19 protein-coding genes and 1 tRNA gene are annotated in these 22,166 nt (G+C 68.4%); 19 read left to right on the top strand and 1 reads right to left on the bottom strand.

Annotated elements, in window-relative coordinates; genetic code table 11:
• Positions 1 to 82: 82 nt before the first annotated feature.
• The 5 genes from FB471_RS14855 to rplA all read left to right on the top strand — a co-directional run bounded on the left by FB471_RS14855 (position 83) and on the right by rplA (position 2,940).
• A tRNA-Trp gene (locus FB471_RS14855) sits at positions 83 to 155 on the top strand.
• Between the two features lie 77 nt (positions 156 to 232).
• On the top strand, positions 233 to 685 hold the full coding sequence (gene secE / locus FB471_RS14850; RefSeq protein WP_141998811.1) for a preprotein translocase subunit SecE: 453 nt from the start codon (positions 233 to 235) through the stop codon (positions 683 to 685).
• A gap of 76 nt (positions 686 to 761) precedes the next feature.
• Positions 762 to 1,634 (top strand): transcription termination/antitermination protein NusG, encoded by an 873-nt coding sequence (gene nusG / locus FB471_RS14845; RefSeq protein ID WP_141998809.1) that lies wholly within the window; start codon positions 762 to 764, stop codon positions 1,632 to 1,634.
• A gap of 74 nt (positions 1,635 to 1,708) precedes the next feature.
• Positions 1,709 to 2,140: a 50S ribosomal protein L11 gene (rplK, locus tag FB471_RS14840; RefSeq protein ID WP_141998807.1), complete on the top strand. Its 432-nt coding sequence runs from the start codon at positions 1,709 to 1,711 to the stop codon at positions 2,138 to 2,140.
• 80 nt (positions 2,141 to 2,220) lie between these two features.
• Positions 2,221 to 2,940 (top strand): 50S ribosomal protein L1, encoded by a 720-nt coding sequence (gene rplA / locus FB471_RS14835; RefSeq protein ID WP_141998804.1) that lies wholly within the window; start codon positions 2,221 to 2,223, stop codon positions 2,938 to 2,940.
• Positions 2,941 to 3,134: 194 nt separating this feature from the next.
• On the opposite strand, the gene FB471_RS14830 is transcribed toward rplA, so the two are convergent.
• Entirely contained in the window at positions 3,135 to 4,040 is a 906-nt protein-coding gene (locus FB471_RS14830; RefSeq protein ID WP_141998802.1) for a hypothetical protein, read from the bottom strand.
• A 397-nt stretch (positions 4,041 to 4,437) separates the two neighbouring features.
• On the opposite strand from FB471_RS14830, the gene rplJ reads away from it, so the two are divergent.
• The 14 genes from rplJ (at position 4,438) to rpoB (ending at position 22,107) form a co-directional block, all read left to right on the top strand.
• Positions 4,438 to 4,974, top strand: coding sequence for a 50S ribosomal protein L10 (gene rplJ, locus FB471_RS14825; protein WP_141998800.1), 537 nt, complete (start codon positions 4,438 to 4,440; stop codon positions 4,972 to 4,974).
• Positions 4,975 to 5,021: 47 nt separating this feature from the next.
• A complete protein-coding gene (rplL, locus tag FB471_RS14820) occupies positions 5,022 to 5,411 on the top strand; it encodes a 50S ribosomal protein L7/L12 (protein WP_141998798.1) in 390 nt (129 codons plus the stop codon).
• Between the two features lie 300 nt (positions 5,412 to 5,711).
• Positions 5,712 to 6,920 carry an ABC transporter ATP-binding protein gene (locus FB471_RS14815; protein WP_141998796.1) on the top strand — a complete coding sequence of 403 codons (1,209 nt, stop codon included), beginning with the start codon at positions 5,712 to 5,714 and terminating at the stop codon, positions 6,918 to 6,920.
• Positions 6,917 to 7,711, top strand: coding sequence for an MlaE family ABC transporter permease (locus FB471_RS14810; protein WP_141998793.1), 795 nt, complete (start codon positions 6,917 to 6,919; stop codon positions 7,709 to 7,711). Before FB471_RS14815 ends, FB471_RS14810 begins: the two co-directional genes overlap by 4 nt.
• 4 nt (positions 7,712 to 7,715) lie before the next feature.
• On the top strand, positions 7,716 to 8,564 hold the full coding sequence (locus tag FB471_RS14805) for an MlaE family ABC transporter permease (RefSeq protein WP_141998791.1): 849 nt from the start codon (positions 7,716 to 7,718) through the stop codon (positions 8,562 to 8,564).
• Between the two features lie 67 nt (positions 8,565 to 8,631).
• Positions 8,632 to 9,960: an MCE family protein gene (locus tag FB471_RS14800; protein ID WP_141998789.1), complete on the top strand. Its 1,329-nt coding sequence runs from the start codon at positions 8,632 to 8,634 to the stop codon at positions 9,958 to 9,960.
• A gap of 2 nt (positions 9,961 to 9,962) precedes the next feature.
• Positions 9,963 to 10,985 (top strand): MCE family protein, encoded by a 1,023-nt coding sequence (locus FB471_RS14795; RefSeq protein WP_142001951.1) that lies wholly within the window; start codon positions 9,963 to 9,965, stop codon positions 10,983 to 10,985.
• Entirely contained in the window at positions 10,982 to 11,968 is a 987-nt protein-coding gene (locus FB471_RS14790) for an MCE family protein (protein ID WP_141998787.1), read from the top strand. The genes FB471_RS14795 and FB471_RS14790 overlap by 4 nt, the downstream gene beginning before the upstream one ends.
• Before the next feature lie 172 nt (positions 11,969 to 12,140).
• Positions 12,141 to 13,331, top strand: a complete 1,191-nt coding sequence (locus FB471_RS14785) for an MCE family protein (protein ID WP_141998785.1) — start codon at positions 12,141 to 12,143, stop codon at positions 13,329 to 13,331.
• Positions 13,331 to 14,554 carry an MCE family protein gene (locus tag FB471_RS14780; RefSeq protein WP_141998782.1) on the top strand — a complete coding sequence of 408 codons (1,224 nt, stop codon included), beginning with the start codon at positions 13,331 to 13,333 and terminating at the stop codon, positions 14,552 to 14,554. The genes FB471_RS14785 and FB471_RS14780 overlap by 1 nt, the downstream gene beginning before the upstream one ends.
• Positions 14,554 to 15,837, top strand: coding sequence for an MCE family protein (locus tag FB471_RS14775; protein WP_141998780.1), 1,284 nt, complete (start codon positions 14,554 to 14,556; stop codon positions 15,835 to 15,837). The genes FB471_RS14780 and FB471_RS14775 overlap by 1 nt, the downstream gene beginning before the upstream one ends.
• A gap of 36 nt (positions 15,838 to 15,873) precedes the next feature.
• The gene (locus tag FB471_RS14765; RefSeq protein ID WP_246076407.1) at positions 15,874 to 16,635 is read left to right on the top strand and encodes a hypothetical protein; all 762 of its coding nucleotides are present in this window, start codon (positions 15,874 to 15,876) and stop codon (positions 16,633 to 16,635) included.
• A 58-nt stretch (positions 16,636 to 16,693) separates the two neighbouring features.
• The gene (locus tag FB471_RS14760) at positions 16,694 to 17,776 is read left to right on the top strand and encodes a hypothetical protein (RefSeq protein ID WP_211358036.1); all 1,083 of its coding nucleotides are present in this window, start codon (positions 16,694 to 16,696) and stop codon (positions 17,774 to 17,776) included.
• Between the two features lie 827 nt (positions 17,777 to 18,603).
• Positions 18,604 to 22,107 (top strand): DNA-directed RNA polymerase subunit beta, encoded by a 3,504-nt coding sequence (gene rpoB, locus FB471_RS14755; RefSeq protein ID WP_141998778.1) that lies wholly within the window; start codon positions 18,604 to 18,606, stop codon positions 22,105 to 22,107.
• Positions 22,108 to 22,166 lie beyond the last annotated feature (59 nt).

Below are 22,166 nucleotides of genomic sequence, written 5' to 3'. Positions count from 1 at the left end.
ACGTACGACCCACCGCCCCGCTGGTGAGCGGGGCGGCTGAAATACGTCCAACGAGCGGTCTCGCGGGTGCGGTTCCGGTCGAAGGGGTGTAGCTCAATTGGCAGAGCAGCGGTCTCCAAAACCGCAGGTTGCAGGTTCGAGTCCTGTCACCCCTGCAGAGTACGGCCGGTACCGCCGGCCGGCCGCTGGCAGGCGACAGCGTGGACGTATCGGCGATGCGGAGGAGTAACTCGTGAGCGAGGACGGCGAGAAGGACCAGGAGAAGGAGCAGCAGCCCCCTTCCCGTCCGACCACCGCCGCGGCTCGGCGGGAGCGCCGTGCCTCCGCGCGCCGGGATGCAGGCAAGGGCGGTGCGGCGGACACTGGGAAGCGTCCCGCCCCGAAGGGCAAGTCGTCGGGGCGGAAGCCGGACAAGGCGGGCAAGCCCGCTGCCAAGCCCGAGGGCAAGGACCGGCCGACGCCGAAGCGGGACGACACCGGGAAGAAGCAGGCCTCGCTGTTCAGCAGGATCGTCCGCTTCCTCCGTGAGGTGTGGGCCGAGCTGCGGAAGGTCATCTGGCCGACCAGGAAGCAGATGATCACCTACACCGCTGTGGTGCTGGTGTTCGTGTCCTTCATGATCGCCCTGGTGTTCGCCCTCGACCTCGCCTTCGGTGAGGTCGTGGCGCTCGTGTTCGGCGAGTGAGCCGACCTGCGCTGCCGCGGGTGTGCGGTGCGGTGTTGCCGCGTGCCCGACAAATGATCAATTGAGAGGACGGAAAGTGACCTCCGAGAACGGCTCAGGAGCCGGTCAGGATCTGACCGGCCTCCCCGACGAGCAGGTGCTCGCGGCCACCGGCGATGAGAGCTCGACAGACGCCGAGCCGGTCGAGCCCGCCGCGGACGCCTCGGAGGCGGCCACCGAGACCACGGACGCCCCCGAGGCCGCCGCGGCGGAGCAGGCCACCGACGCCACCGACGCCACCGACGCCACCGATGCCACCGATGCCACCGATGCCACCGACGCCGCCGAGGAGGACCCGGTCACGAAGCTGCGCGCCGAGCTGCGGTCGCAGCCCGGCGAGTGGTACGTCGTGCACTCGTACGCCGGTTACGAGAACAAGGTCAAGACCAATCTCGAGACGCGTACCCAGACCCTGGACGTCGAGGACTACATCTTCCAGATCGAGGTGCCGACCGAGGAGGTCACCGAGATCAAGAACGGCCAGCGCAAGCAGGTGCAGCGCAAGGTGCTGCCCGGCTACATCCTGGTCCGGATGGAGCTGAACGACGCGTCCTGGAGTGCGGTGCGCAACACCCCGGGCGTCACCGGCTTCGTCGGCGCGACCTCGCGCCCCTCGCCGCTGAGCATCGAGGAGGTGCTCAAGTTCCTGGCGCCCGAGGCGGAGAAGGCGGCACCGGCCAAGACGGCCAAGGGCGAGCCCGCCACGGCCGAGGCTTCGCTGGGTGGTTCGGCCGTGGAGGTCGACTTCGAGGTCGGCGAGTCGGTTACCGTGATGGATGGTCCGTTCGCGACGCTGCCCGCCACGATCAGCGAGGTCAACGCCGACGGGCAGAAGTTGAAGGTCCTGGTGTCGATCTTCGGCCGGGAGACGCCGGTCGAGCTGTCGTTCAACCAGGTCTCCAAGATCTGACCGGTCTCCGGATCGGCAGCCCCGCGCGTACTGGCAGGTGCGCGGGGACGCGTAATACTGAATAGGAACGACGAATGCCACCCAAGAAGAAGAAGCTTGCAGCGATCATCAAGCTGCAGATCCAGGCGGGGGCCGCGAACCCGGCACCGCCGGTCGGCCCGGCGTTGGGTCAGCACGGCGTCAACATCATGGAGTTCTGCAAGGCCTACAACGCCGCGACCGAGTCGCAGCGCGGCAACGTGGTGCCGGTCGAGATCTCCGTGTTCGAGGACCGCTCGTTCGACTTCAAGCTCAAGACCCCGCCCGCCGCGAAGCTGCTGCTGAAGGCGGCCGGCGTGGACAAGGGCAGCGGCGAGCCGCACAAGAGCAAGGTCGGCAAGGTGACCTGGGACCAGCTCCGGGAGATCGCCGAGACCAAGAGGACCGACCTCAACGCCGACGACCCGGACCAGGCCGTCAAGATCATCGCCGGCACCGCCCGCTCGATGGGCCTCACCATCGAGTGATCAGGTCGCGGTGCGACCCGTGGCAGAGCCAGGCGCTGGCTCGGACCACAACTGATCCGTTCACGTAGTAAGGACAGAGCATGACCAAGCGCAGCAAGGCCTACCGTCAGGCCGCCGAGCTGATCGACAAGCAGCGGCTGTACGCGCCGCTGGACGCCGCGAAGCTCGCCCAGGAGACGTCCAAGGTCAAGCTGGACGCCACCGTCGAGGTCGCCATGCGGCTCGGCGTGGATCCACGCAAGGCCGACCAGATGGTCCGCGGCACCGTGAACCTGCCGCACGGCACCGGTAAGACCGTCCGCGTCATTGTCTTCGCCACCGGCGACAAGGCCGCCGAGGCCGAGGCCGCCGGCGCGGACGCGGTCGGCACCGATGAGTTGATCGAGCGCATCCAGGGTGGCTGGCTCGAATTCGACGCCGCGATCGCGACTCCGGACCAGATGGCCAAGGTCGGGCGGATCGCCAGGGTCCTCGGCCCGCGTGGCCTGATGCCGAACCCGAAGACCGGCACCGTGACCCCCGCGGTGGCCAAGGCCGTCAGCGAGATCAAGGGCGGCAAGGTCAGCTTCCGCGTCGACAAGCAGGCGAACCTGCACCTGGCGATCGGGAAGGTCTCCTTCGACCCGGAGAAGCTGGTGGAGAACTACGCCGCCGCACTCGACGAGGTGCTGCGGGCCAAGCCGTCCGCGGCGAAGGGTCGTTACCTGCAAAAGGTGACCTTCTCCACCACCATGGGTCCCGGCATCCCGGTCGACCCGGCCCGCACCCGCAACCTGCTGGCCGAGGACGTCCCCGCCTGACCCGGCCCCAGGCGAATCGCTACGAGTGACCCCGTTCCTTGCGAACAATGGCAAGGAACGGGGTCACTTTCTACATGAGGGCCGGAACCGGTGTGTTTGCCGTCCACGCGCACGTGTTTGCCCTGGGCATCCGCGGGTTGGCCGCCGGCGCACGCGCCTTCGCCTTCCGGCCGAGCCCGTCGACCCTGTGGTAACTAGCTGGTCGGCGTGGGGGCCGTGTCGGTGGGCGCCGGGCAGGGTCGTGGTTCCGTCCGGTGGCCCGTGATCAGCCACTGGCCCTTCTCCACCTTCGTCAGGGTGAACGCGCCGAGTGCGGGACCCCCGTGGATACCGTCCCAGCTGTCCGCGCAGGAACTGATCCGCACGGTGTTCTCGCGGATGGGCTCGCTCCGGTGCGAGGGCATCGACTCGGCGTAGTTGTTCACGTGGGTGACCTGCTCGTGCAGGGCGAGCACGGCCTGGCGGCAGTCGGGATACCCCATGTTCGCCGCGAACTGCGCCTGGGTCGCCTCGGCGAACCGGCCGCAGGCCTGGTCGACCAGCGGTTTGCCGGTCCTGGGGTCCTCCTGCGCGATCGCGTCGTAGACCTGGCGCACCGCCTCGTACGGCTGCGAGGACAGGATCTCGTTGGTCTTGTAGGTGCCGCCACCCATCTCGTGCGCAGGCAGCCCCTCGTCGTCGCTGCCGAAGAGGTAGTTGTACGCCCAGGTCAGGGCCAGCGCGAGGAGGAGGAAGAAGATCAGCCAGCCGATGAGCTTCTTGCCGAGCCAGCGCACCCATCGTGGCACCTGCGGCCGCCGGTGTTCCGGTGGCTCGGTGGGGACGAGTTGCCCCGGCGGTGGCGGGGGCACCGGCGGCCTGCCCTGCCCCTGGTCCGGTACCAGCGTGCCAGCCTGCTGCTGCGCCTCCTGGTAGCGCAGGAAGTCCTGGAACTGCTGAAACTGCTGGAACTGGCGGAACTGCTCGGGGTCCATCGCCACCGGCGCCGGCGGGCCGGCTCGCCGTGCGGGTTCGAGGTCGCCCGCCGGCGTGGGATCGCCTGCCGGCTGCCCCTCCGGGCCCGGCTGCTCGTCCGGTCGCTGCTCGGCCACGTGACCCATGATGCCTGCTTTGGTACGGATCGTGGTCCCCGGGCGACGGTTAGCCCGCGAAATGTACCCCGAGGAGTGCGGTTAGCCCGCGAAACGCACTTTCCGGGATCCCGCTGACCACGGTTCGCCCGCGAAACGTAGTTCGGGAGGGGTGGGGGTCGGGGTGCGGCGGGGTCGCGTATGCTGGGCGGCGGTTCTACCGAAGACCGCTGGTCTTCCCGGCGCCACCAGGCGCCGGGAACGAAGGTCCCGCAGCACGGCGGGGCGGCCCGCGCAGGAGGAACGAGGCCACGCCCGCGCGTGTCAGGATCACGCGCGTTCCAACGCCCCGCGCCTGCTGCGCCGGGGCGTTTTGTCGTCTCTGGCTCCCTTCGCCGGCGGTCCTTAGCCAAGAGAGGAGGCGGCCATGGCGAAGCCCGACAAGGTGGCGGCCGTCGCCGAGATCGCGGACCGGTTCCGCAATGCCTCGGCAACCGTCGTCACCGAGTACACCGGCCTTTCGGTGTCCCAGCTCGGCAAGCTGCGCCGCGCCCTCGGCTCGAGTGCCAAGTACCGGGTCGCGAAGAACACCCTCGTCAAGCGTGCCGTGGAGGACGCGGGCATCGAGGGGATGGATGACCTCTTCATCGGCCCGACCGCGATCACCTTCGTCGAGGATGACCCGGTCGAGGCCGCGAAGGTGCTGAAGGACTTCGCGAAGGAGAACAACGCCCTGGTGATCAAGGGCGGCTACATGGATGGCCGCCCGATCACCGTCGAGGAGATCCAGAAGCTCGCCGATCTGGAGAGCCGCGAGGTGCTGCTGTCCAAGGCAGCGGGCGCGTTCAAGGCGAAGTTGTCCCAGGCAGCCGCGATGTTCAACGAGCCCGCGTCCCAGGTCGCCCGCCTGGCCGCCGCGCTGGAGGACAAGCGCCAGTCCGGTGACGCACCGGCCGAGAGCTGAGTCACACCACACCCACCAGAGCCGACCAACAAGGAAGGAACGCCACCATGGCGAAGATGAGCACCGACGAACTGCTCGATGCGTTCAAGGAGCTGACGCTGCTCGAGCTGTCGGACTTCGTGAAGAAGTTCGAGGAGACCTTCGACGTCACCGCGGCCGCCCCGGCCGCCGTGGTCGCCCCGGCAGCGGGCGGCGCGGCCGAGGCCGAGGCCGAGGAGGAGCAGGACGAGTTCGACGTCGTGCTCGAGGGCGCAGGCGACAAGAAGATCCAGGTCATCAAGGTCGTCCGCGAGGTCGTCTCCGGCCTCGGCCTGAAGGAGGCCAAGGAGATGGTCGAGGGCGTGCCGAAGCCGCTGCTGGAGAAGGTCGACAAGGAGGCCGCCGAGGCCGCCAAGGCCAAGCTGGAGGAGGCCGGGGCCTCGATCTCCATCAAGTAACTCGCGCTCAGCGCAACCGACGAGGCGGGCATCCGGATCCGGGTGCCCGCCTTGTGCTTTCCGGGGGCTGCGCCGGGAGTCCATCTGGGCTACGGTGCTGCGGTCGCCGGAGTAGGTCACAACCCGGGCACCGACACCGCCCCGTCTGTGGTCAGCGGGAAAACTGGTGAGTAACCTGTTCGCACTCAGCTCGTTGCACCTGGTTGACACGGGTATCGGAGCGTGCCGTGACCTGCTGCGACACCGGGTGAACCAGCCGGGTGTGGGAAGTCGACACCGAACTTGTCTCCGGGAGGTGCGATGGGTGCCGAGGTGGTCATCGAGGGTCTGTCCAAGTCCTTCGGCAAGCAGGCCATCTGGCGGGATGTGACGCTGACACTTCCGCCGGGCGAAGTGTCGGTCATGCTCGGTCCCTCGGGCACCGGTAAGTCCGTCTTCCTCAAGTCGATGATCGGACTGCTCAAGCCCGACCACGGCCGCTGCATGGTCAACGGGGTGGACATCGTCACCTGCTCCGAGCGCAAGCTCTACGACACGCGGAAGCTGTTCGGGGTGCTGTTCCAGGACGGCGCGCTGTTCGGCTCGATGAACCTCTACGACAACGTCGCCTTCCCGCTGCGCGAGCACACCAAGAAATCCGAGTCCGAAATCAAGCGGATCGTGCTGGAAAAGCTGGAGATGACCGGTTTGTCCGGTGCGGAGACAAAACTGCCAGGAGAGATCTCCGGCGGGATGCGCAAGCGTGCCGGGCTGGCGCGGGCCCTGGTGCTGGACCCGGAGATCATCCTGTGCGACGAGCCGGACTCCGGGCTGGATCCCGTGCGCACGGCGTACCTCTCCCAGTTGCTGATCGACCTGAACTCGCAGATCGACGCCACCATCCTGATCGTGACGCACAACATCAACGTCGCCCGCACGGTTCCGGACAACCTCGGCATGCTGTTCCGCAAGGAACTGGTGATGTTCGGCCCGCGCGAGGTGCTGCTCACCAGTGACGAGCCGGTGGTGGAACAGTTCCTGAACGGTAGGCGGATCGGTCCGATCGGGATGTCCGAGGAGAAGGACTCCGCGCAGATGGCCCGCGAGCAGGCACAGGCCGACGCCGGGCACCACGACGGGTCAGGCGAGGATGTGCGCGGCATCGTGCCGCAGATCGAGCCGACCCCCGGGATGCCGGAGCGGATGGGCGTCCGCCGCCGCAAGGACCGGGTGATGAAGATCCTGCACACCCTGCCGCCCGCCGCGCAGGAAGGCATCATCGAGTCGCTCAGCCCCGAGGAGCAGCGACACTACGGCGTCCGCCCGCATCACCTGGTCGGCGCGGGGCACCAGGCCACCCAGCCGCTGCCCACCCCGGGGCACGGCCACCAGTCCGGGGAACTGCCCGCCCAGCAGGTCGCCGACCTGCCCGACTCGGGCTGGCGCGAGCCGGGTGACGGTCCGACCAGGCCCAGACCGAGCGGTAACTCCCGGATGCGGCCACCAGATTCCGGCCAGGGTGGCTCATGAGCTCAGCGGCCACTCCGGCCAAAATTCCCGGTATCGGAATGCTGCGTGAGACCGGGAAGCTGTTCGCTCTCGGCCTCGACGTCGCGCGCGGAATGTTCCAGCGACCGTTCCAGGTACGGGAGTTCATCCAGCAGTCCTGGTTCATCGCGAGCGTCACCATCCTGCCGACCGCGCTGGTGTCCATCCCGTTCGGTGCCCTGGTCGCGCTGCAACTCGGGTCGCTGATCACCCAGCTCGGTGCCGAGTCGTTCATCGGCGCGGCCAGCGTGCTGGCGATCATCCAGCAGGCCGCGCCGATCGTGACCGCGCTGCTGGTCGCCGGGGCCGGCGGCTCCGCGCTCTGCGCGGACATCGGCGCGCGCACGATCCGCGAGGAGATCGACGCCATGGAGGTGCTCGGCGTCTCCGCGGTGCAGCGGCTGATCGTGCCGAGGGTGCTGGCCTGCATGCTGGTCGCCGTCCTGCTCAACGGCGTGGTCAGCGTGATCGGCGTGCTCGGCGGCTACTTCTTCAACGTGGTGCTGCAGGGTGGGACCCCCGGTGCCTACCTGGCCAGCTTCTCCGCGCTCGCCCAGCTGCCGGACCTGTGGATCAGTGAGATCAAGGCGGTGATCTTCGGTTTCATCGCCGGGATCGTCGCCGCCTACCGCGGGCTGAACCCGCCGCCGGGACCGAAGGGGGTCGGCGACGCGGTGAACCAGTCCGTGGTGATCACCTTCCTGCTGCTGTTCTTCGTGAACTTCATCCTCACGTTGCTGTACCTGCAGATCGTGCCGCCGAAGGGGAGTTGATCGCATGACCCTCCTCACTTCGATCGGCAGGCGGGCCCGCAGGGCGGTGGACGCCCCGCTGGGCATCCTGGACCAGCTCGGCGACCAGCTCGCCTTCTATGTCAAGGCACTGGCCTGGGTGCCCCGCGCGGTCCGCCGCTACCTGCGGGAGACCATGCGGTTGCTGGCCGAGGTCAGCTTCGGCTCCGGCGCCCTCGCCGTGATCGGCGGCACGGTCGGTGTGATGGTCGGCCTCACCGTGTTCACCGGCATCGTCGTCGGCCTGCAGGGGTATGCCGCGCTGGACCAGATCGGCACGGCCGCGTTCGCCGGATTCGCCTCCGCCTACATCAACACGCGGGAGATCGCGCCGCTGGTCGCCGGGCTCGCCCTGTCCGCGACCGTCGGCGCTGGCTTCACCGCGCAGCTCGGCGCGATGCGCATCTCCGAGGAGATCGACGCGCTCGAGGTGATGGGCGTACCCAGCCTGCCGTACCTGGTGACCACCCGGATCATCGCCGGTTTCATCGCGGTGATCCCGCTGTACATCATCGGCCTCGTGGTCTCCTATTTCGGATCACGGGTCGTCACGGTGTATTTCTACGGCCAGTCGGCGGGAACATACGACCATTACTTCAATTTGTTCTTACCCCCACAGGATGTGTTCATATCTTTCGCGAAGGTGCTGATCTTCGCGGTGTTCATCATCCTGTCGCACTGCTACTACGGGTACCGCGCCAGCGGTGGCCCGGCCGGCGTCGGCGTCGCGGTCGGTAGGGCGGTGCGCACCACGATCGTCACGGTCGCGATCGTGAACTTCTTCATCGGCTTCGCCATCTGGGGTACCACGACGACGGTGAGGATCGCGGGATGAGGACCTCGGTGTTGAGTCGCGGCAGGCCGGCCGGCCACGGCGCGCGCGGAGCCGCGGAGGGACGAGCATGAGAACCTTCACCCGCCGGCTGCTCGGCCTCGGCTTCGTGATCGTGATGGTGGGCCTGGTCTCGCTCAGCGTCGCAATGTACAACAAGGCCTTCACCGAGTTCGTCACCGTCAAGCTGCGGGCGGACAAGGTGGGCAACCAGCTCGACCGGCAGTCCGACGTCAAGGTGCGCGGGCTGATCGTCGGCACCGTGTACGACGTCGCCGCCACCCCCACCGGGGCCGAGCTCACCCTGCGGCTGGAACCGGAGTCCGCGGACCTGATCCCGCAGAACGTGTCGGCGAGGTTCCTGCCGAAGACGCTGTTCGGCGAGCGGTACGTCGCGCTGCGGATCCCGGACGACCCCGCGGACCAGCGGCTCACCGACGGGGACGTGATCCCGCAGGACCGCAGCTCGGCCGCGGTGGAGCTGTCCCAGGCGTTCGAGCACCTGCTGCCGGTGCTGCAGGCGGTGCAGCCGCAGAAGCTGTCCAGCACCCTGTCCGCGATCTCCACCTCCCTGCAGGGCCGCGGCAAACCGCTCGGCCAGACGCTGTCCGAGCTGGGCCGCTACCTCGGTGAGCTGAACCCGCACGTGCCCGAGTTGCAGGACAACCTGCGCGAGCTGGCGGACTTCTCGCACAACCTCAGCGACGCCGCACCCGACCTGGTGCAGACCCTGGACAACCTGACCACCACCTCGCAGACCGTGGTCGACCAGCGGGGCAACCTGCAGGCGCTGTACGGCAACCTCACCCAGGCCTCCACCGACCTGCGGTCCTTCCTTTCCGCCAACGCGGAGAACCTAATCCGGCTCGGCGACTCGGCCCGGCCGACCGCGGAGCTGCTCGCCAAGTACGCGCCCGAGTACCCGTGCGTGATCGGGCAGATGGCCGACCTGGTGCCCAAGCTGAACACCGTCTTCGGCAAGGGCACCGACAAGCCGGGCCTGCACGCCACCCTGGAGATCACCAACACCCGAGGGCCGTACAAGGCCGGCCAGGACGAGCCGGAGTTCAACGACAAGCGCGGTCCGCGTTGCTACGCGATGGACGAGTACCCGCAGCCGTTCCCGCAGCACCCGCCGGAGGGCCCGATCAAGGACGGCACCTCCCAGCCGCCCGTCGCCCGCTCGGTGAACGACGGCCTGCTGCCGCCTGCCAACGCGGAGAAGGTCGCAGGCGGGGGCGGCGCGGTGGCCGGTAGCCCTGCCTACACTCCGGCCGAGCACGATTTCCTTTCCCAGCTGGTCGGGCCGCAGGTCGGGATGGACCCGGCCGAGGTACCCGGCTGGAGCGGCCTGCTGGTCGGGCCGCTGTATCGCGGAGCGGAGGTGAGCTTCGAGTGAAGATCGCGGCGCCGCTGCTCAAGCTCACCGTCTTCATCGTGGTCACCGTGCTGTTCACCGCGGTACTCGGGATCAGCATCGCCAACCTGAACCTGAGCGACACCAGGAGCTACACCGCCCGGTTCTCCGATGCGACCCTGCTGCTGCGCAACGACGACGTGCGGATCGCGGGCGTGCGGGTGGGCCAGGTCGAGGATGTGCGGATCGTGGACCGGCGCCAGGCCGAGGTGGAGTTCGCCGTGGACGCGGGCCGCAAGCTGCCCGTGGGGGTGACCGCCTCGATCAAGTTCCGCAACCTGGTCGGCCAGCGCTACCTCGCGCTCGGCCAGGGGGAGGGCGACCCGAACGAACTCCTCGAGCCCGGCGGCAACATCCCGATCGAGCGCACCACGCCGGCGCTCGACCTGACCGAGCTGTTCAACGGGTTCAAGCCGCTGTTCACCGCCCTGTCCCCGGAGGACGTGAACACCCTTTCGCGCCAGATCATCCAGGTGCTGCAGGGCGAGGGCGGCACGGTGGAGAGCCTGCTCGCGCACACCGCGTCGCTGACCACCAAGATCGCGCAGAAGGACCAGGTGATCGGCGAGCTGATCGACAACCTGAACGGTGTGCTGGACACGGTGAACGCCCGTACCCCGCAGCTGACCGACCTGATCAGCAGGCTGCAGCAGCTGGTATCCGGCCTCGCCCAGGACCGCGAACCGATCGGGGACGCGATCGACGCGCTCGGCGGCCTTGCCAACACCACGGCGGGCCTGCTGTCGGAGGCGCGGGAGCCACTCAAGCAGGACATCGACGCGCTGGGCACCCTGGTCGGCAACCTGAACAAGGAGGAACCGCTGGTCGAGCACTTCATCCAGTTCCTCCCGGAGAAGGCCGCCAGCATGGCGCGCACCGCCGACTACGGCTCGTGGTTCAACTTCTACCTGTGCTCGGCGGAGGGCAGTATCGCGCTGCCGCCGCTGATCAACGAGCCGATCAACCTGCCGGTGCTGCCCACCACCAGGGAGAGGTGCGGCGCATGAAGTCCTTCCAGAAACGTAACCCCATCCCGATCGCCCTGGTCGGCATCACCCTGATCGTGCTCGGCATGGTCGCCGCGTTGAACTCCGACGACCTGCCGCTGATCGGCTCCGGCACCACCTACACCGCGGACTTCAGCGAGGCGGCCGGCCTGCAACCGGACGACGAGGTGCGGGTCGCCGGGATCAAGGTCGGCAAGGTCTCCGACATCGAGCTGAACGGCGACCGGGTCCGGGTCTCCTTCCAGGTGAAGGACGCCTGGCTCGGCGACCGCACCAACGCGATGATCAAGATCAAGACGTTGCTGGGGCAGAAGTACCTCGCGCTGGACCCGGTGGGGCAGGGGCCGCTCCGCCCGGACGAGACGATCCCGCTGGAGCGCACCACCGCGCCCTACGACGTGCTCGAGGCGTTCCGCGGGCTGTCCACCACGGTGGACGAGATCGACACCGGGCAACTCGCGCAGAGCTTCGACGTGCTCTCCGAGACGCTGTCCGACACTCCGGACGACGTGCGCGGCGCGCTCACCGGGCTGTCCCAGCTTTCCGAGACCATCGCCAAGCGGGACAACAAGCTGGCCAAGCTGCTGGCCAACACCCGGGAGATCAGCGGGACACTCGCCGACCGGGACGCGCAGGTCAAGCGGCTGATCGAGGACGGGAACAAGCTGCTGGAGGAGATCTCCCGGCGCAAGCAGGCGATCAGCACCCTGCTGCAGGGGACGCAGACCCTTTCCACCGAACTGCGAGGGCTGATCGACGACAACAACGAGCAGTTGCAGCCGGTGCTCACCCAGCTCGATCGGCTCACCACGATGCTGCAGCGCAACCAGGACGCCCTCGGTCAGGGACTCGAGCAGTACGCCCCGTTCCTGCGGATGTTCAACAACACCATCGGCAACGGGCGCTGGTTCGACAACTACATCTGCGGCCTGCTGCTGCCCTCGGTCGGGCCACTGAACGAGGAGGGGTGTAACGCGCCATGAACGTTGTGCACAATTCGGCCGACGGGGGCCGCCCGGAGCTTGCGGAGAAGGGCCCCCGCCGCGGCATGCGTTTCCGCCGCAGTAGGGGCGGCTCGTGGCGGCCGGATGCGGGCGAGGGGCGGACGGTCGGTGAACCGGTGAACGTGCACAACGGTCATTCGGGATGGTTACCATGAGTGACACCCACTTCGGGCAGAGTCTCTACCGCTGGCTGGCCATCGCCTGCGTGCTCCTCCTCGTGGTGGCCGGCGGCCTGTGGTGGACCCTGCGGGACGCCAACACCAAGCACGCCACCGCCTTCTTCCCCACCACGGTCGGCCTTTACGCGGGCAACGACGTCCGGGTGCTGGGCGTGAAGACCGGCGAGATCACCGATGTCCAGCCGCTCGGCGACCGGGTCAAGGTGGAGCTGGAGTACGACCGCGCGGTGGATGTGCCCGCCGGCGCGCGGGCGGTGATCGTCGCGCCCTCCCTCGTCTCCGACCGGTACGTGCAGTTCACCCCGGCCTACACCGGTGGGCCGACCATGGCCGAGGGCACGGTCATCCCGATGGAGCGCACCGCGGTCCCGCTCGAGGTGGACGAGCTCTACGCCAGCCTGAGCCGGGTGAGCGAGTCCTTGGGCCCGGAAGGGGCGAACAAGGACGGTTCGCTCTCCAGGCTGCTGGACACCCTGGCGGAGAACTTCGAAGGCAACGGCAAGCAGCTGCACGACACCATCAAGAAGCTCGGGCAGGCCGCGGGCACCCTGTCCGGCAACTCGCAGGACCTGTTCGCCACCATCCAGAACCTCGGCGACTTCTCCACCACCCTGGCGCAGAGCGACGGCCAGGTGCGGCAGTTCGAGCGGCAGCTCGCCGACGTCAGCGGGTTCCTCGCCAGCGAGCGGGAGAACCTGGCCACCACCGTGCGCCAGCTCGGCACCACGCTGGGCTCGGTGCGCCAGTTCATCGAGGACAACCGCGCCAAGGTGAAGTCCAATGTGGACAAACTGGCGAGTGTCACCCGGGTGCTGGTCGAGCAGCGGGCCTCGCTGGCCGAGATCCTGGACGTCGCCCCGGTCGCGCTGGGCAACATCGTCAACAGCTACAACGCCTCGTCCGGGACCCTGGACGCGCGGGCCAACCTGAACGAGCTCACCCAGCCGCCGGTCGTGATGATCTGCAACCTGCTCAAGCAGACCCCGGAGGCGCTGGACTTCCTCGGCGACACCTGCGGCGCCCTGGCGCCGGTACTGGACGGCCTTGTCCCGCTGCCCTCGGTGGCGCAGACCATCTACGCGCTGGAGCACCGTGAGCTGCCCCCGCTGCCGCTGCCGATCGCGGGCGCGCTCTACGGCACGCCACAGGGAGGTGGTCAGTGATGGCCTTGCGGCGCAAGGTGGCCGCGCTGCTGTGCGCGGGCGGTCTGCTGGCCGTGAGCGGTTGCGGTGACTTCACCGGGATCTACGACATCCCGCTGCCCGGCGGCGCCGACCTCGGCGAGAACCCCTACCAGGTCACGGTCGAGTTCCGGAACGTACTGGACCTGGTGCCGCAGGCCGGGGTCAAGGTGAACGAGGTGCCGGTCGGCAGGGTGGACCGCATCGGGCTCACCGACGGCGGTTGGACCGCCGAGGTGACCCTGCTGGTCAACGACCAGGTCGACCTGCCGGCCAACGCGCTGGCGAACCTGCGCCAGTCCAGCCTGCTCGGGGAGAAGTACATCGAGCTCACCCCGCCCCCGGAGCAGGAGGCGGCGGGCAAGCTCGAGGGCGGGGCGCGGATCCCGATCGAGCGAACCAACCGCAACGTCGAGGTCGAGGAGGTGCTCGGCGCGCTGTCCATGCTGCTCAACGGCGGCGGCGTGGAGCAGCTGAACACCATCACCAAGGAACTGAACAATGTCACCGAGGGCAACGAGCAGAGCATCAAGGCACTGCTGGACCACGCCGAGGAGCTGGTCAGCGGCCTGGACGAGCAGTCGGACTCGATCACCAGCGCGCTGGACGGGCTGAACCGGCTTGCCAGCACGCTGAACCGGCAGCGGGACACGATCGCGGGTGCGATCGACAACCTCGGCCCCGGCCTGCAGGTGCTCGAGCAGCAGCGCGGCCAGCTGGTCACCATGTTGCAGGCGCTCGAGGACCTCTCGGCCGTCGCGGTGGACACGGTCAACCGCAGCCAGGAGGACCTGGTGGCCAACCTGCAGGCGCTGTTGCCCACCCTGCGCAAGCTGGGTGAGGCCGGTTCGGACCTGCCCAAGGCCCTCGAGGTGCTGTTCACCTTCCCGTTCAACGATGCCGCGGTGGAGGGCGTGAAGGGCGACTACTTCAACCTCTACGCCAAGATCGACCTCAACCTCGCCGAGGTCATGGCCAATCTGGGCCGCAGCCGCAACAAGCTGCCGATCATCGGTGACCTGGTGCCCAGCCAGGAGGGCGAGCAGCCCGGCGCCCCGCCACCGTTGCCACTGCCCGGTGACGAGGCCCCGGCCGCCGGTACGCAGTCCCCGCAGCAGGGCCAGGGCGACCAACCGCGGCAGCCGCAACAGCGACAGGCCGGTGTCGCCGGGATCTTCGATGTGTTGGCCGGGGGTGCTGGCTGATGTTGGTGCGCAGGACGAGACTCCAGCTCGTCGCCTTCGCGGTCATCTCGGTGGTGGCCGTGGTGTACGCGTTGATCCGGTTCACCGACGTGGAGCGGGCGTTCGGGGCCGGCGGGTACACCGTCCGGCTGCAGCTCGACGAGTCCGGCGGGATCTTCTCCAACGCCGAGGTGACCTACCGCGGGTACAACATCGGCAGGGTCGGCGAGCTTCGGCTGACCGAGAGCGGCCTGGAAGCCGCGCTGGACATCGAACCGGATGCCCCGCCGGTGCCGACCGACCTGCGTGCCGTGGTCGCCAACCGGTCCGCGGTCGGGGAGCAGTACGTGGACCTGCAGCCGGTCTCGCCCGGCGCGCCGTTCCTCGCCGATGGCTCGGTGATCCCGGCGGAGAAGACCAAGACCCCGGTCAGCACCGCCGAGGTGGTCGAGGACCTGGACAGTCTGGCCGCCTCGGTGCCGACCGACTCGCTGCGCACCGTGGTCGACGAGTCCTACGACGCCTTCTCCGGCACCGGGCGGGACCTGCAGATCCTGATGGACACCGCGCGGTCCTTCACCCGGAGCGCGCAGGAGTACCTGCCGGAGACGGTCACCCTGATCGAGCAGGGCGGGACCGTGCTGCGCACGCAGAACGAGCTGGCCGGCTCGATGAAGTCGTTCAGCAGCGACCTGAACAAGCTGAGCGAGACGCTGAAGAGCTCCGATGCCGACATCCGTGAGCTGATCAGCATCACCCCGCAGGTGGCCAACCAGGTCAGCGAGGTGATCGCCGAGTCGGGGCCCGGCCTCGGCGCGCTGCTGGCGAACCTGCTCACCACCTCGAACCTGATCGAGCCCCGGCAGGACGGGCTGGAGCAGATGCTGGTGACCTACCCGCTGCTCAGCGTGGGCGCGCAGACCGTCGCACCCGGGGACGGGACCGCGCACCTGGGGCTGGCGCTGAACTTCTTCGACCCGCCCACCTGCACCAAGGGCTACCCGAGGGCGCAGGCCGAGATGGAAGGCGAGCAGGGCGGCTACCGGGCCGGCTCGAACACCGAGCCCCGCCCGCCGGACCGCGAGGCCTACTGTGCCGAGCCGAAGGGCAGCCCGATCAGCGTGCGCGGCTCGCAGAACGCGCCGTACCACGGCGTCCCCCAGTTGCCGACCGACGAGCAGGTGGAGGCGAACAAGAACCGGTCGGCAGAGCAGCTCGCTTCGCTGCGCGGTGTACCCGGCCCCGCCGGTGGCCCCGCGCTCACCCGAATGGGCCTACCCAGGCTGCTCGGGTTGCCGGGTTGACAGTCATCTGACACCGCTTACCTACTCTGGAGTTTCATGAGTTCCGACGAGCAGCGGCCCGAGCAGGCCGAGGACGAGGCTGCTGCCGAGAGCAGCGAGGACCGCGGCCCCGAGCCAACCGACGACACCGAGTCCACCGAGGAGTCGGTGTCCACGGAGTCCGCCGAGGACAGCACGGGCTCCGGGGATGCCGACGGCACCGAGGACATCGACGGCACTGAGGACACCGAGGGCGCCACGGAGGACGGCGAGTCCGGTGCCGCGCGTGGTGACAGGCTGCCCAGGCGCCTGGTGTTCGCCGCGGGTGCGCTGGCCGTGGCGGCACTGGTGACCGCCGGTGTGTTCGGCGTCCAGTGGTGGACGGCGGCCGCCGACGACAACATCGACCTCGCCCAGGCCCGCGAGGAAGTGATCCGGGTGGGCAGTTCCGCGGTGAAGGCATTCACCGAGCTGGACTACAACAAGCCCGACCAGTTCTTCGACCGGTCGATCGCCGTGTCGACCGACGAGCTCGCCGAGCAGATCGACAACGCCCGCGAGGCGAACAAGAAGCAGATGCTGGAGGCCAAGACGGTCGCCAACACCACGGTGCTCGACCTCGCGGTGGACGAGCTGAACAACCACGAGGGCAAGGCGCGCTTCCTCGCCGCCATCCAGGTCGAGGTGAAGAAGGGCGACCAGACCAGCGTCAAGCCGATGCGGGTCGAGGTCGAGATGACCAGGGTCGACGAGGACGGCGACCAGGCGTGGAAGGTCTCCGGGATCAGCCAGGTGCCGGTGATCGGCGCGGGACAGTAGGCGAGCCCGGCGACCGCGGGCGTTCGCAAGCGCAGCAACAGTCAGATCGGAGCCAGTGTTGTCATCCTCCCGTCGCAAGCCCCGTCCGGGGAGCGGGCCGTCGCGCAGGCCCCGTGTCGCCGGGCTGAACAAGCCTGGTGCCGGCTCGAGCCCGCGTCCCCGCCCCCATCCGGCCGAGGACGAGCAGGAGGCCGAGGGCCAGCCGCCCACCGAGCAGCCGCCTGCGGAGCAGCCGGCGGGCGAACCGGAGCCGGAGGCCGAGCCCGATACCGAGCCCGATACCGAGCCCGATACCGAGCCCGATACCGAGGCCGATACCGAGACCGGACGCGACGCCGAGGGCGACACCGGGGGCGAGGCCGCGCGATCCGAGGTCGAGCGGGTGGACGCGCTCACCGGGGAACCGGAACCCGCCCGCGAGCGGCCACGGCCGAGTCCGCGCCGCAAGGCCAGGGACGAGGGCGTGCCCAAACCCTCCTCCACGGAGGAAGCCGAGCAGGCCGAGCAGAGCGAGAGTCGCGAGGAGGACTCGGCGGAGGAGGAGTCCGGGGACGGTGCCGAGCCCGCGGCGAAGCCGGCCCGGTCGCGCCGGTCGCTGTACCGGGTCGCCGCGCTGCTGATCGTGGCGGCGCTGGCGTTCTCCGCGCTGGCCGTGTACTTCCGGATCGAGGGCAACCAGGTGAGCGCCGCGACCAACAACACGGCGCTGGTGGACGTGGCGCGCACCGCGCAGGTCGAGCAGGAAGTCAGCGCGGCGGTCGAGAAGCTGTTCTCCTACGACTTCAACGACATCGCCAAGACCGAGCAGGCGGCGAAGGACCTGCTGGTCAACGACGAGGTGTGCGGCCAGTACCAGCGGCAGTTCGCCGAGGTGAAGCGGCTCGCGCCGGAACAGAAGATGGTGGTGACCACCAAGGTCACCAGGGCCGGGGTGATCATGCTCGACGGGGACCGGGCGAAGGTGCTCGTCTTCGTGGACCAGACCTCCACCAGGACCGACCAGGACAAGAGCTCGGCGGGTGGCTCGCAGCTGTCGGTGACCACCGAACTGCGGGACGATCAGTGGAAGATCACCGGCCTGGACACCTACACCCAGCAACCGGAGCCCGACCCGAACGAGGAACTCCCTTCCTGCTCCTGACAATGGGTTTGTTCGGGTGGCAATTGTTCGGGTGAAAACCGTGTGCGCCGTCGTGAAGCCGTGCCCCGTGGTGCGCATAGCCGCTGAATTCGCGGTCATCACGACGAAAATGGTCGCGGCCCGGAGAAACTGTTCGCCGACCTGCCGTTTCGTACCTCGGGACACGCGGAACTGACCGCCCGGTACGAACATGTCGAGCGGACGCTCGCCTGGCACTCCGACTCGACTTGTGAGTGATATTCGCCACATTTCCGGTATCGGTGTCGCGCTCGCCGTCCCCCGCGGTGTCGGTGCCGGCCAACCCGGGTGGCGCCCCGCGGCCGCGCGCACCCGCCCGGCGCCCGTCCCGCCGGCCTTCGCCGACCGTCGACGGCGGCCGGTGGCTCACCTACCCGGTCGGCGCGCCAGGCGAGTGGGCCTTCGTGGCCGTGCCCGGGCCCGGTAGCTCACCGCGGACCGGCTGCGCGAGGCGGCGGACGAGGCACGACACCGGTTGTGGGCCGCCGACTGAAGTAGCGCTACTGGTCCAACCGGGCGGGTACGGCGCGTGGACGCTTGACTCCCGGACGCATGGAGGTCACGCTTACTGCCAGCGGCATCGCTCATGCGGGAGGCGGGCCGGAAGACGAGCCATCGAGGCTGGGCGCCGTCTGGCGAGCCCCCTCGACAGATGCTGTCTTCGGGGCTAGACTGCTTCTTTGCGCTGCCCACTTTCATGCTGCCCTGACACGGTAGTTACGATGGTCGGCACCACCGCACCCTTGACAGCTCGTGTTATCAGTTGCTAACGCGGCTGCGCAACCGCTATGTCCCCGGAAGGACGCATCTTGGCAGTCTCTCCCGCGAACCAGGCCACTGCTGCGACCACCTCGGCATCCACGTCAACGGGAATCCCCGGAGCCCCCACCCGGGTCTCCTTCGCGAAGATTCGCGAGCCGCTGAGCACTCCCAACCTGCTTGATGTGCAGATCCGTTCGTTCGAATGGTTCACCGGTGACGAGGCGTGGTTCGAGCGTCGCGTCGAAGAGGGCGAGGAGAACCCGACCGGCGGTCTCGAGGAGGTTCTCAACGAGATCTCGCCGGTCGAGGATTTCTCCGGTTCCATGTCCCTCTCCTTCTCCGACCCGCGCTTCGACGAGGTGAAGGCCTCGGTCGAGGAGTGCAAGGACAAGGACATGACCTACGCGGCGCCGCTGTTCGTGACCGCCGAGTTCGTCAACAACAACACCGGTGAGATCAAGAGCCAGACGGTCTTCATGGGCGACTTCCCCGTGATGACCGACAAGGGCACCTTCATCATCAACGGCACCGAGCGCGTGGTCGTCTCGCAGCTCGTGCGCTCGCCCGGTGTCTACTACGACCAGACCGTCGACAAGACGACCGACAAGGACGTCTTCAGCGTCAAGATCATCCCGAGTCGGGGTGCGTGGCTCGAGTTCGACGTCGACAAGCGGGACACCGTCGGGGTGCGGATCGACCGCAAGCGCCGCCAGCCGGTCACCGTGCTGCTGAAGGCACTGGGCTGGACCGCCGAGGCCATCCGCGAGCGGTTCTCCTTCTCCGAGACGCTGCTGGCCACCCTGGAGAAGGACCACACCGCGGGCACCGACGAGGCGCTGCTGGACATCTACCGCAAGCTGCGCCCCGGCGAGCCGCCGACCAAGGAGAGCGCGCAGACCCTGCTGGAGAACCTGTTCTTCAAGGACAAGCGCTACGACCTCGCCAAGGTCGGCCGGTACAAGCTGAACAAGAAGCTCGGCCTGAGCCTGCCCTACGACACGGGCACGCTCACCGAAGAGGACATCGTCACCACCATCGAGTACCTGGTCCGGCTGCACGCCGGCGAGGACAAGATGACCACGGGCACCGGTGAGGACGCCGTCACCGTCCCGGTGGAGACCGACGACATCGACCACTTCGGCAACCGCAGGCTGCGCACCGTCGGCGAGCTGATCCAGAACCAGATCCGGGTCGGCCTCTCCCGCATGGAGCGGGTGGTCCGGGAGCGGATGACCACCCAGGACGTCGAGGCGATCACGCCGCAGACCCTGATCAACATTCGCCCGGTCACCGCGGCGATCCGGGAGTTCTTCGGCACCTCCCAGCTGTCCCAGTTCATGGACCAGAACAACCCGCTGTCCGGGCTCACCCACAAGCGCCGCCTCTCGGCGCTGGGTCCCGGCGGGCTGTCCCGTGAGCGCGCCGGCATGGACGTCCGCGACGTGCACCCCAGCCACTACGGCCGGATGTGCCCGATCGAGACGCCGGAAGGTCCGAACATCGGCCTGATCGGCTCACTGTGCTCCTACGGGCGGGTCAACCCGTTCGGGTTCATCGAGACCCCGTACCGCAAGGTGGTCGAGGGCCAGGTCACCGACCAGGTCGACTACCTGACCGCGGACGAGGAGGACCGCTTCGTCAAGGCGCAGGCCAACGCGCCGGTGGACGCGGAAGGGTACTTCGTCGAGGAGAAGGTCCTCGGCCGGCGTAAGGGCGGCGAGGTCGAGCTGATCGACCCGCTGGAAGTGGACTACATGGACGTCTCGCCGCGCCAGATGGTGTCGGTCGCGACCGCGATGATCCCCTTCCTCGAGCACGACGACGCCAACCGCGCGCTGATGGGTGCGAACATGCAGCGCCAGGCGGTGCCGCTGCTGCGTAACGAGGCCCCGCTGGTGGGCACCGGCGTGGAGCTGACCGCCGCGGTGGACGCCGGGGACGTGCTGGTCGCCGAGCAGGCCGGCGTGGTCGAGGAGGTCTCCGCCGACCTGGTCGTGGTGATGCACGACGACGGCAGCCGCAAGAGCTACGGGCTGTACAAGTTCCGCCGCTCCAACGCGGGTACCTGCTACAACCACCGGCCGGTGGTCGTGGAGGGCGACCGGGTGGAGAAGGGCCAGGTCATCGCGGACGGGCCGTCCACGGACAACGGTGAGATGGCGCTCGGCAAGAACCTGCTCGTCGCGGTCATGCCGTGGGAGGGCCACAACTACGAGGACGCGATCGTCATCTCGCAGCGGCTCGTCCAGGACGACGTGCTCACCTCGATCCACATCGAGGAGCACGAGATCGACGCGCGGGACACCAAGCTCGGTGCCGAGGAGATCACCAGGGACATCCCGAACGTCTCCGAGGAGGTCCTCGCCGACCTGGACGAGCGCGGCATCATCCGGATCGGCGCCGAGGTCCGGGACGGCGACATCCTGGTCGGCAAGGTCACGCCGAAGGGCGAGACCGAGCTGACCCCGGAGGAGCGGCTGTTGCGCGCGATCTTCGGCGAGAAGGCGCGCGAGGTCCGCGACACCTCGCTGAAGGTCCCGCACGGCGAGACCGGCAAGGTCATCGGCATCCGGGTGTTCTCCCGCGAGGACGACGACGAGCTGCCCCCCGGCGTGAACGAGCTGGTCCGCGTCTACGTGGCGAAGAAGAGCAAGATCCAGGACGGCGACAAGCTCGCCGGCCGGCACGGCAACAAGGGCGTCATCGGCAAGATCCTGCCGGTCGAGGACATGCCGTTCATGGAGGACGGCACCCCGGTCGACATCGTGCTGAACACCCACGGTGTGCCGCGAAGGATGAACATCGGCCAGATCCTGGAACTGCACCTCGGCTGGCTGGCCTCGCAGGGCTGGAAGGTCGAGGGCAACCCGGAATGGGCGAACAGCCTTCCGGAGGACCTGCACGATGTGTCGCCGGGCACGAACACCGCGACCCCGGTGTTCGACGGCGCCAAGGAGGAGGAGCTCACCGGGCTGCTCGGCTGCACCAAGCCGAACCGGGACGGCGACCGGATGGTCCAGCCGAACGGCAAGGCGACGCTGCTGGACGGCCGCTCCGGCGAGCCGTTCCCGTACCCGGTGGCGGTCGGCTACATGTACATCCTGAAGCTGCACCACATGGTGGACGACAAGATCCACGCCCGGTCCACCGGTCCGTACTCGATGATCACCCAGCAGCCGCTCGGCGGTAAGGCCCAGTTCGGTGGCCAGCGTTTCGGTGAGATGGAGTGCTGGGCGATGCAGGCCTACGGCGCGGCGTACACGCTGCAGGAGCTGCTCACCATCAAGTCGGACGACAAGCTCGGCCGGGTGAAGGTCTACGAGGCCATCGTCAAGGGCGAGAACATGCCGGACCCGGGTGTCCCCGAGTCGTTCAAGGTGCTGCTCAAGGAGCTGCAGTCGCTGTGCCTCAACGTCGAGGTGCTCTCCAGCGACGGTGCCGCCATCGAGATGCGCGGCTCCGACGACGAGGACCTGGAGCGGGCCGCTGCCAACCTCGGCATCAACCTGTCCCGCAACGAGTCGCCCTCGGTGGACGACGTCGTTCAATGACCCAGCCGCCTGAGTGGGGGCACACCTCCCGCGTGCCCCCACTCAGGTAGCCGACCCCT

The sequence above is a fragment of the Amycolatopsis cihanbeyliensis genome (assembly GCF_006715045.1).
Taxonomy (GTDB): Bacteria; Actinomycetota; Actinomycetes; order Mycobacteriales; family Pseudonocardiaceae; genus Amycolatopsis; species Amycolatopsis cihanbeyliensis.
The sequence above is the reverse complement of the archived record's forward strand: the minus strand, read 5'-3'. Positions and strand labels throughout refer to the sequence as shown.